Below are 11,235 nucleotides of genomic sequence, written 5' to 3'. Positions count from 1 at the left end.
AAAAACATTAAAACCGTATTCAAGTCTGGTGTAGGCTATGATTCTAAAAAGATTTTTGAACAAACCAAAAACGTTGTTGGACTTCACTAATAACAATAGGAACCAATTATGAAAGCTTCTATATTGACTCTGGCCTTGGGCCTAGGCTTATTTGCAGTTCCAAATGCATCAGCCGACTCACTAGAAACCCATTTACAAAATGTTGAACCTAAAGTTATTGAATGGCGCAGAGACATTCACCAAAACCCTGAGCTAGGAAATCGTGAAGTTCGAACAGCGGCCAAAGTAGCAGAGCATTTACGTTCGCTTGGTATCAGTGTCGAAACCGACATCGCTTATACTGGTGTTGTGGGTTTCCTTAAAGGTGGCAAACCAGGTCCTACTGTCATGTTACGGGCCGACATGGACGCGCTGCCCGTGACAGAAAAAACCGACGTGCCTTTTAAATCAACCAAGACAACCAATTACCGTGGTGTCGATGTGGGTATCATGCATGCTTGTGGTCATGACACACACGTAGCAATGTTAATGGGGACCGCTGAAGTACTAGCAAATATGCGTGAAGAGCTAACCGGAAACGTCATGTTTGTCTTTCAGCCTGCTGAAGAAGGTGCGCCAATAGGTGAAGAAGGTGGTGCTGAATTGATGCTTAAAGAAGGTATCTTTAAGAAGTATCAGCCGGAAGTTGCTTTTGGCCTGCACATTACTTCTGGTTTACACACAGGCAAAATTGGTTATCGCAGTGGTCCGTTTATGGCCAGCTCCGACCGTTTTGAAATTGCCATTCACGGTAAACAATCCCACGGCTCTCGTCCATGGTCTGGTGTAGACCCAATTGCAGCCGCAGCACAAGTTGTGACTGGTGTGAATCACATCGTTTCTCGTCATATCGACATTACCAAAGAACCTGCGATTGTTTCATTTGGTAAAATTTCTGGTGGGGTTCGCAACAACATTATTCCAGAAAAAGTCGAAATGGTCGGTACTATTCGTAACTTCGATATGGACAATCGCGCTCAAATATTTGATAAGCTGAAAACCACCGCAACACATATTGCTGCCGCCTCCGGTGCAAAAGCAGACGTTGAAATTTTCGAGGGTTACCCAGTCACGGTCAACAACCCACAACTGACCACCGCTATGTTACCGAGTATCAAGAAAGCTGCTGGCGCAGATAATGTCGTTCAAATGTCAAAAATCACAGGTGCTGAGGACTTTTCTTTTTACGCAATGGAAGTCCCAGGGTTGTTTCTATTCCTAGGTGGTACGCCCCATGACCAAGACTTAAAGTCAGTGCCGAGTAACCATTCTCCGTATTTTTATGTTGAAGAGTCAGCATTCAAAACCGGCACAGCGACAATGACGCAGTTGGCTTTAGATTATATGGCGATGCATAAGTAAAAACGGACTATGGACTCAACATTACTGATAAAACCCAAACAAAAACGCAGCCAACAAACTCAAGATAAGCTGTTGGCTTCGTTACAACACCTTTTAAAGCACAAGTTTTTTGAACACATCAGCATCAAAGAGCTTACTGATCACGCTAGTGTATCTGTAGGTACCTTTTATCGCCGTTTCAAAAACAAAGAATCATTGTTGCCATTGTTATATCAAGACTTTGGTACTGGACTCGAAGCTTGGCTTAAGGATATTGAGCAAACTCCTTGTTCTAGTCTAGATGAGATTATTAACAAGCTATGTACGAACACCTTTGTGTTCTTTACTAATCACAAAGGCGTATTTCGTACTCTTCACCTTAACTCTAGGTTGCACAGTGACTTGTTGGACTCAGACCAAAACAACGACCGTCGTAAAATTTATCAGCGAATGGCGCGCCTATTGGCAAAGCAAATGAGCGTTGCGGTCAATACGAACAACAATACAAATCACGACCAGACTTCCAACACCTACTCAGCCCAAACAAAGGCTGAAATGGCAGTGTTTATTATGATTAGTACGCTACTCGACAAAATCGTATACAAAAACTTAACTCCTGCGGTAGCGACACGCTTAGAAGGTGAAGCTTTTGTCACCGAATTAGCGCAAGTTCTACTTATTTATCTAAGCAATGACTAAACCCCGCTGGATTTTGATCACATCGATAACTTTTGATCAAACCCAGTTCTTTAATAGGATTTAAAATGAAATTTCCCCCAATTCTGTCTTCAATATTGAACGTAGCTGTAATGGGCTTTTTAGCTGCAAGTGCCATAACAACCTCTGCGGTTGCCGTGGAATTGCCCCTCAAAACAGCTTCTAGTGACAAGAACAGTATCACTTTTTTAAACAGTAAAGCGGCGAATGCTGCACTACCGTTTTCAGATATTGTCCTTGCTGGCGAAACGCTTTTTATGTCAGGGCAAATAGGCTTTGATCCTAAAACGGGCGCATTGGCTCCGGGCGGCTTTGAAGCTGAAGCGCATCAAACAATGAAGAATATTAAAAATACATTAGAGAACTACGGCTATAGCATGAGCCAAGTGGTCAAATGCACTGTGATGTTAACGGACATAAATGACTTTGCTCGTTTTAACAAAATATATACCCAATATTTTATACCGCCTTATCCTGCTCGCAGTGCCTTTGCGGTTAAAGAACTTGCACTAAATTCACTTATCGAAGTTGAGTGTATCGCCCACCTTTAATTGACGCTGATGTGGTATTTTTGTCTACAAAAAAGCCGGTTATTAACCGGCTTTATTAGACCCTTTGAAGCACCTCGTCGTTGTTACAAGTGATAGCTACCTTTGATGGTTACCACTGATAATCCGCAGTTAACATGACGTTCCTTGGCTTACCCGGAAAGTAACGGTCTTGGGTAAAACGCGTATAGTCGGCACGCTCAGCATATCGCTCATCCAATACATTCTTAATTACAAATCGAATTTTTAACATTGGATTTACTTGCCATTGAACAAATGTGTCTACCACCTGATGTCCCTCATATTTATTGAAGTTTTCCGGATCGGTGAAATAACTACTCACAGCTCTTAAACTAGAGCCAAGTTTCACTTGTTCATCCACTTGATAACTCGCCATCAATGTTGCTACGTTTTTAGGTGCCGTATCTATGTCATTGCCGTTAATATTCAGGCCACCGCTAAACTGATCGCTTTGGTATTTGTGTCTTGAGTGACTACCCGCAAAGGCGACTTCAAATAGTGAAGTCACTTGCCAATTCGCCTCAAGTTCAATACCTTGATGAGACGTTTGACCATTACTGATAGTAAAGAAGTCGCTGTCTCGGTATATCGTATTGTCCTTATCCATGTCATACAATGACAATAAAAAACGACCTTGTTGATAAAAACCTTTGAGGCCAACTTCAAAGCTCGTCACTGTCTCTTCTTCTAACTGCGCAATTGTTTGCTCTCGTTGTAATTGAAACAGCTCTGCGCCTTGAGGCGCCCTAAAGCCTTTGCCAGATGTAGCATACAATTGAAGACCCTCATTCAATTGATAACTGACAGATATTGTCGGTGAGAAGTACTGGTAGGTATTCTCTGAAGACGCTGGACGACTGTATCGACAGCCACCAAAACCACAAGCTTCACCACTGTCTTTAGTACGACCATCTAGCATTAGGTTTTGATAATCGTATCGAATTGACTCAAAGCGACCACCTATATTCACCTGCCAACGGTTTGAACTCCATTTTGCGTCAGCAAATGCCGCCCACATAAACGCATCGACTTCATAATCATAGTGTTTACCTTGTGGAATCGTCGCCATTAAAAATGGAGAGCCGCTAGTCGGGGTCGATTGAAACTGATCAAATGTTGCTTCCGTCAGCTCAGTATCAATACCGTAATTAAGTTGCCAGTTATGTGTTAACTCGGTTTCAAATAAAGACTGAACACCAATACTTTGCTGTGCATTATTCTCAAGCGGTGTGCCCGGTAAGAAGTGTTTAAAGAACTTCATTTCTTGATCTCTAGCATAAGGCGTAATTGAAATATTAGTTTGGTCTTGTTGCCAATTAATTTTTGACCACAGCCTCAACGCTGAGGCTTGTCGAAATGCGTCAGGGTCAAAGTTTTGTTGAGCAATCGTCTTGTCTTTGTAGCTTTCAAAACCTTCAATAAACCCGGCAGTGTCTTGATCCAAATCCATATACGTCAAACCACTGACTACATTAAGCCCAGGCAATGCAGCGTGTTGAGGTAAGAAGGTATGGCGTAATGACACCTTGTGTTGCTTTACACTTTCGTCATCGCGATAACCCGTATCGTTGGTCACGGTAGCGATGATGCCCAAGCCATGTGCTTCATCATCTATCCCCGCTGACACACGTGCACGAGAGTATCCATATGACCCTATGTCTAGTCCCGCTGAAGCATGATCATATGCAGTGTTTGGCGTAATAACATTAACCACGCCATGAATCGCGTTTGAGCCATATAAAGCAGAACTTGGCCCTTTTAACACTTCAATACGACTGGCCATTTCGGAGTGAGCTTCGAATAACTCATTAATATTGCAAAAGCCCGCTGAGCGCAGTGGAATGCCATCCTCAAGCGTTAATATACCACCACACGCTCCGGCTCCTGAAAGCACTTGAGAACGCAATGCAGGTAAATATTCTTGGCCATTACCTCGGTGTAAGTTAGCGCCCGCGACAAGTTGCATCGCCTCCTCAATATGCACCATACCAACGTTTTTGATATTGCTGTTATTAACCACTGATAACGCCAACGGAACCTCTGACAATCCCACTTCATTGCGACTCGCTGTGGTCGTGATCACTTCGATAGAGGACGTTGGGTTTATTTGGTTTCGCTTTGTGCTTTTCAGGACGCTTTTTTGTGGTGTTTGTTTCGCTAGCTTTTGTGCACTGTCCTGCTGGTTCTTTTGCAGAGGGACTTTAGTGTCATTCGCAAATACTTGATTAGAGAAAACGGTAGTTGCGGCAATAGATAAAAACAAAAGCGCTGAATGAGCGCTTTGTTTGATTTGTTCAGAGTCAGTGACGGTTTTCATTTTTACCTTAAGTCATAATGAGTTAACTGGCTTTGCGGTCTGACTTAAGCAACGTTGTAATTGCCTCAGTACTCAATGGCTTATAAAAATAAAACCCTTGAGCTAAGTCACACTTCCGCTCTGCCAAGAAATCTATCGAGCCAAGAGATTCGACACCTTCAGCCACCACCTTTAAGTTAAGATTATGGGCTAACGTTATTATAGTGTCAGCAATCGCCGCATTGTGGCTTTGCGTCTCTAATTCCATAATGAACGAACGGTCTATTTTAAGGACATCTATTGGTAGTTGATGTAAATACTGTAACGAACTGAAGCCAGTACCAAAATCATCAACCGCAACGGAGATCCCCAAGGCTCGAATTTTGTCTAGACGCTCGCACATTTTTTCCAAGTCTTCAAAGAAAATTGACTCTGTAATCTCTATTTCTATGGTTTCGGGCGGTATTTGGTATTTTTGTAATGTTTTTTCAAAGCGTTTCACTAAATCGGAGTTATTAAACTCGATGGGAGATACATTGATTGAGATGGGTATAAGGTCTATTCCCTCTTCACGCCACTCGGCCATTTGTTGACAAGTCGTATCCAAAACCCACTCACCAATTTTATCAATAAGACCGGTTTGCTCTGCAAGCGGTATAAAGTCTGCGGGTGAAATAAAGTTTCCTTCATCATCGAACCATCGAATCAATGCCTCTAACGCAGTCACTTTATTATCTTTTAAGCATACTTTCGGCTGATAAACCAAACTGAATTGCTGCGTTTCGATAGCATTACGCAATTGGTTTTCAAGCTGTAAATGGAATTGAGAGTTGGCTTCCATAGACTTATCAAAAAACTGAAAGGTACTTTTACCCAACGCCTTTGACTGGTACATGGCCATGTCAGCCTTACGCATTAATTCTTCTTGGTCCTTGCCATCTTGCGGATAGATACTTACTCCGATGCTTGAGGAAATAAAGTAGTCATTATCTGCCAAGCTAAAAGGCTTCGCCAAACTAACGATGATCCGTTCACAAATAGCACTGACTTTATCTAAAGCCTCAATATTCTCTAGCAGTAAAACAAACTCATCGCCGCCAAGACGAGCAACAGTATCGACCTCTCGTACACACTCATTTATTCGTTCAGCGACCTCTTTAAGAACCATATCACCAGCGTAATGACCTGCGTTATCGTTTACTTTTTTGAAGTCGTCTAAATCAATAAACAGGACTGCGACTTTACTGTTAAAACGGGTACTGTATTGAATCGCATGTTTGAGTCTATCATCGAGTAATACTCGATTTGGCAACCCTGTTAATGCATCATAATAAGCTTGTCGCCTGATGGTCGCGGCCGATTCTTGTTGTTTGTTTATTTCCTCACGTAAGGCTTCATTGCGCTCTGATAGTTCGACTGAGACCAAATCCAAAGAGCGTTCGATGATTTCCCGCTCTTGCTCTAGTTGACCATAAGCATCGCCAACGGCATCAATGAAGTCCTTGAGTTGTTCGGTAGTCAGCTCTTTTAAAGTTTCACCGCCAATAGATTGCACGCTCAAGTGACGCTTCATTTGTCGCTTTAATAATCGATGCATGTTTTTACTAACTCTCAGAGAAGAAAGTAATGGTCATCGTTTGGTTGTGCAGAGCGCTATTTTTACCTTCTGCAATTGGTGAGATTTCACCGTATGAGTAAAAGCCTGCTAATGGACACGACTCTGGCAAAAGTTCTTCAATGCTTTCTAACTCGTATTCCGTTTCTTGTTGCAACACCAGACGACGACCTACACAGCTAATCAATAATCCCAACTGAGGTGACGCGCCACTTTCTTGTTTGGCCTTATCAAGGGCCATCGTTGCCGCCTCTTGAGCACCATCAATTAAGTTATCAATATTGGCACGCATTAACTTAGCGTATGAACCTTGTGGCATATCCCCGGCAAAAATTAAGCTTTGCTCGTCTTCATCAATGTTTAATATTGTACGTATGATGGTTTCGTCTGAGTCAGGCAGTCGAACACTGAGTGGAAATCGCAATGCTGACGCAGGCAATTGGGCTGCGTATTCACCTAAATACTCTTTATAGAGTTCCAATGCAGATTGACCATCAAGTTCAAATAACTTGTTCGAATCTGATTTTGTAATTAGGCGTTCGGGACCAAAAGATTTCCAACCACTGAATGAGCCAGAAGAGAGGTTTATTGCATCACCGTATAGGCCACATATGACTATTTTACCTGCTGAAATGCTTTGGTTGTGCCACACTTCGGTTTCAAAGAACTTATCTTTATCGCCTGCAAGCCCACCAGTTATAAGTGCTGCATCAGGGAGCCTTGCAGACAAGGCTTCAACCAACTGCGTACCGTTAACTAACTGACCGTCTGACAACACTAATAAGTATCTCAAATCGTCTTTTGGCAAGGTTGCCGTTAATTCATCAACAGTGGCTTCTAGCGAGTCAAATTGAGTGACATCTGCTGAACGGACTTCAAGTGGGGTTTTATCAAAAGAGATGGCCGTGACCACGAGTGAATCGTCGAGAATTCGAGTCCCGGCAATTTCACCACTTGTGGTACAGCCAATGACATTAGAATGTTGAAAGTTTGAAAATATGTCGTTTTGAATTGAATCTTTTTTAATGAGTTCGCGACATCCAAACGCTAGCACTAAGTCGACACTGTCGTCAGATTGGATTTGCGAATCCCACGTTCCATCGGTAAATCTGAATTGTTTTACTTTCATAGTTGGCTGACCCTAACAACCGCTTTATGATTAAGGTTAGTCAAAACGTAACAAAACTGTACAGATTTTCAATATTTTATTTTAGTAAGCTCTAATCTAGCTGCATTTTTAATTAAACTGTACCAACGAACATACTGCTTAATAATACTTTGCTCTTATTTAGCACCTTAAAAGGCTAGCTAGTACATCAAATGCCCTGCATGAAACTTAATGTGCTCATCGATAAAACTCGAAATGAAATAATAGCTGTGATCATACCCTTCATGCCTGTTTACCGTTAGCGGATAGTTATTTTTAGCTGCCGCGATTTCCAGTGACTCTAACTTAAGTTGCTCCTCTAAAAAGCCATCATCTAAGCCTTGGTCAACCAAAGCTGGAACCAAGTCGACAGCGTGGGCCATTAAAACACTCGCGTCATTTTGAGCCCAAACTGATTTATCAGACCCTAAATAAGCCGTAAAAGCTTTCTGTCCCCAAGGGCATTCCATCGGATTGCAAATTGGACTAAAAGCCGATACCGATGCATATTTGTCTGGATTTTTTAGAGCAATAGTAAGAGCTCCGTGTCCGCCCATAGAATGGCCTGCGATGGCGCGTTTAGGCGAAACCCCAAACTCCGATTCTATCAACTGTGGTAACTCATCAACGATGTAATCGTACATGTGATAGTGCTGGTCCCACGGAGATTGAGTCGCATTGATATAAAACCCTGCACCTTTTCCTAAGTCATATCCCTCATCATCCGCTACAGACTCACCACGAGGGCTTGTATCAGGAGCAACAATCACAATTCCCAACTGTGCTGCAATACGGTGTGCTCCCGCTTTTTGCATGAAATTCTCGTCAGTACATGTTAGTCCTGATAACCAATACAAAACGGGAAGATCTTTTTTACTTTCGTATTGAGGAGGAAGAAAAACGGCAAAAGCCATCTCACAGTTGAGCGTACTCGATTCATGACTGAACTGCTTGTGCCAACCACCGAAGCTTCGTGTTGCCGAACGTTGATTTAGTGTCATTTGACCTCCTTACTTTTACAAAAAAGCGGTGCCAATGCACCGCCATAATAAAAATTGACTATTTATCGAAGTGAACAACCGAGCGAATGCTCTTACCTTCGTGCATCAGATCAAACGCGGAGTTAATATCCTCTAAGCCCATTGTGTGGGTAATAAAATCGTTTAACTTAAACTCACCGGCCAGATAACGCTCAACATAATCTGGTAGTTCAGAGCGGCCTTTCACGCCACCAAATGCCGTTCCTCGCCATACTCGACCGGTAACCAATTGGAATGGACGAGTTGAAATTTCTTGGCCAGCGCCCGCAACACCAATGATCACTGACTCCCCCCATCCTTTGTGACAACACTCAAGTGCCGAACGCATTACGTCGACATTGCCAATACACTCAAAGGAATAATCCACACCGCCATCGGTCATTTCTACAATAACGTCTTGAATAGGCTTGTCATACTCTTTTGGATTAATACAGTCTGTCGCTCCTAGCTTTTTGGCCAACTCAAATTTAGATTCGTTGATATCAATGGCAATAATTCGAGAGGCTTTGGCCATTGTTGCACCAATAATGGCCGACAAGCCGATGCCACCTAAACCAAAAATAGCAACCGTATCGCCCTCTTCCACCTTAGCTGTATTCATTACCGCGCCCATACCCGTTGTTACACCACAACCGAGTAGACAAACTTCTTCAAGTGGGGCACTTTTGTTGACTTTAGCTAATGAAATCTCTGGCAGAACCGTATACTCAGAAAAGGTCGACGTTCCCATGTAGTGATAAATTGGCTCACCGTCTTTATAAAAACGGGTGGTGCCATCTGGCATCAGGCCTTTACCTTGAGTTTCGCGAATTTTTTGACAAAGATTAGTCTTACCAGACGTACAGAACTTACACTCACCACACTCAGGTGTGTATAACGGAATGACGTGATCGCCCACGCTCACACTTGTTACGCCCTCGCCAACTTGCTCAACAATACCACCACCTTCGTGGCCTAAAATAGCCGGAAAAACACCTTCTGGATCTTCACCTGATAAGGTAAAAGCATCAGTGTGGCAAACACCAGAAGCGACAATCTTAACCAACACTTCGCCTTTTTTTGGCAGCATGACATCAACTTCTTCAATGCTCATTGGTTGGTTTGGTCCCCACGCGACGGCCGCTTTCGATTTGATAAATTGGTCTGACATTCTGACTCCTTTTTGATGTATTCGCTGTGACAACATTCAGCGAGTTGTTCAATAGCGAAAATGAAAAGGTAAATTACACAGCTATTGAACTTCAGTTTAGTACATTTGAAATTCGTGGTTCATTATATTTATTTCACAACCGAACATAATCCCACTAAAATAAAAATCTCTTTTACATATTTGTAATAATAAAAACCTACTCTTTCGCATAGTTATCCACCATACACAGGTAAAACATGAATAAAAACAATTGGGAAGGGATTAGTGAGTTTTCTGCCGTCGCCGAACATGGATCATTTACAAAAGCGGCGTTGTCGTTATCCACTTCGGTGGCACAAGTCAGCCGACTAGTCAGTCAATTAGAACGTCGTCTCAACACCAAACTGCTCTATCGAACGACGAGAAAAGTTTCATTAACCGATGAAGGGGCATTGTTTTATCGACACACTAAGGCACTCGTTGAAGGACTTAGTGAAGCCGAGCAAGCAATTGGTCAATTACAGGATACGCCACAAGGAAATATTCGTATTACTGCACCAACCACCTATGGTGAGCGCATTATATTACCTGTATTAAATGAGTTTTTACTGGATTATCCAGAGGTAACGGCTGAGGTTGAACTGACCAATAAAAAGCTAGATCTCATTGAGCATGGGTTGGACTTGGCGATTCGCATTGGCCAGCTTAATGACTCTACCATGATGGCCAAACAATTAGCGGTAAGGCGCAATTATTTGTGCGCCTCTCCAAAGTATTTCGACGAATATGGTTGCCCAATTAATCTCGATGCTCTCAATCAGCATAAGTGCCTAATGGGTTCCAACGATACATGGCGTTTTAATGAAGCTGGCAAAAAGCGTTTCATCAAGCCAACGAGACGCCTCAAATACAACAGTGGAGCTGCCCTTACAGATGCAGCTTTAAAGGGTTTGGGATTGGTGTTGTTACCCGACTATTATGTCGAGTCACACTTAAATCAAGGGACGCTCATTTCTATTCTGGATGACCTTCAAGTAATGGATGAACCCATATGGGCGTTATATCCATACAACCGCCAGCTATCGCCTAAAGTTAATCGTTTGGTTGAGCAATTAATAAATAAAATCAATAAATAGCGCTTGTCAGCTGCCTTCATTTTCCCCTATGATGAAAAAGAACTTGTCGGAGTGCCCGGTGAAAACCAAGGGGCTGAGATCGCATTGCGCGGGATCCGTAGAACCTGATCTGATTAATATCTGCGAAGGAAACAAGGTAGACACTAAAAGGTAGAACCAATCAAACACAACGTAATTATCGACGTTCGTTTTGCTGCTCTGCCCTT

At 42.7% G+C, this 11,235-nt stretch carries 9 protein-coding genes and 1 riboswitch; of the genes, 4 read left to right on the top strand and 5 right to left on the bottom strand.

Going from position 1 to position 11,235, the window contains the following annotated elements; all coding sequences use genetic code 11:
• Positions 1 to 108: 108 nt before the first annotated feature.
• The 3 genes from AC4E96_RS05195 (at position 109) to AC4E96_RS05185 (ending at position 2,648) form a co-directional block, all read left to right on the top strand.
• On the top strand, positions 109 to 1,401 hold the full coding sequence (locus AC4E96_RS05195; RefSeq protein ID WP_490255100.1) for a M20 family metallopeptidase: 1,293 nt from the start codon (positions 109 to 111) through the stop codon (positions 1,399 to 1,401).
• A 9-nt stretch (positions 1,402 to 1,410) separates the two neighbouring features.
• The gene (locus AC4E96_RS05190; RefSeq protein ID WP_490255099.1) at positions 1,411 to 2,079 is read left to right on the top strand and encodes a TetR/AcrR family transcriptional regulator; all 669 of its coding nucleotides are present in this window, start codon (positions 1,411 to 1,413) and stop codon (positions 2,077 to 2,079) included.
• 65 nt (positions 2,080 to 2,144) lie between these two features.
• Positions 2,145 to 2,648: a RidA family protein gene (locus AC4E96_RS05185; RefSeq protein WP_490255098.1), complete on the top strand. Its 504-nt coding sequence runs from the start codon at positions 2,145 to 2,147 to the stop codon at positions 2,646 to 2,648.
• 109 nt (positions 2,649 to 2,757) lie between these two features.
• Here AC4E96_RS05185 and AC4E96_RS05180 read toward each other — a convergent pair whose 3' ends face one another.
• From AC4E96_RS05180 to AC4E96_RS05160, 5 genes are all read right to left on the bottom strand, one after another.
• Positions 2,758 to 4,983: a TonB-dependent receptor gene (locus AC4E96_RS05180; RefSeq protein WP_490255097.1), complete on the bottom strand. Its 2,226-nt coding sequence runs from the start codon at positions 4,981 to 4,983 to the stop codon at positions 2,758 to 2,760.
• Between the two features lie 22 nt (positions 4,984 to 5,005).
• Positions 5,006 to 6,559: a putative bifunctional diguanylate cyclase/phosphodiesterase gene (locus tag AC4E96_RS05175; protein ID WP_490255096.1), complete on the bottom strand. Its 1,554-nt coding sequence runs from the start codon at positions 6,557 to 6,559 to the stop codon at positions 5,006 to 5,008.
• Between the two features lie 7 nt (positions 6,560 to 6,566).
• Positions 6,567 to 7,706 (bottom strand): FIST signal transduction protein, encoded by a 1,140-nt coding sequence (locus AC4E96_RS05170; RefSeq protein ID WP_490255095.1) that lies wholly within the window; start codon positions 7,704 to 7,706, stop codon positions 6,567 to 6,569.
• A 179-nt stretch (positions 7,707 to 7,885) separates the two neighbouring features.
• Positions 7,886 to 8,725, bottom strand: coding sequence for an S-formylglutathione hydrolase (gene fghA / locus AC4E96_RS05165; protein WP_490255094.1), 840 nt, complete (start codon positions 8,723 to 8,725; stop codon positions 7,886 to 7,888).
• A gap of 58 nt (positions 8,726 to 8,783) precedes the next feature.
• Complete coding sequence (locus AC4E96_RS05160; protein WP_490255093.1) at positions 8,784 to 9,914, bottom strand: S-(hydroxymethyl)glutathione dehydrogenase/class III alcohol dehydrogenase; 1,131 nt, start codon at positions 9,912 to 9,914, stop codon at positions 8,784 to 8,786.
• A 236-nt stretch (positions 9,915 to 10,150) separates the two neighbouring features.
• Here AC4E96_RS05160 and AC4E96_RS05155 point away from each other — a divergent pair, with 236 nt between their 5' ends.
• The gene (locus AC4E96_RS05155; protein ID WP_490255092.1) at positions 10,151 to 11,029 is read left to right on the top strand and encodes a LysR substrate-binding domain-containing protein; all 879 of its coding nucleotides are present in this window, start codon (positions 10,151 to 10,153) and stop codon (positions 11,027 to 11,029) included.
• A 37-nt stretch (positions 11,030 to 11,066) separates the two neighbouring features.
• Positions 11,067 to 11,177: riboswitch (TPP riboswitch) on the top strand.
• The last annotated feature ends 58 nt before the right edge of the window (positions 11,178 to 11,235 follow it).

Source organism: Psychrosphaera sp., assembly GCF_982872775.1.
This window is presented reverse-complemented; position numbering and strand designations above follow the sequence as displayed.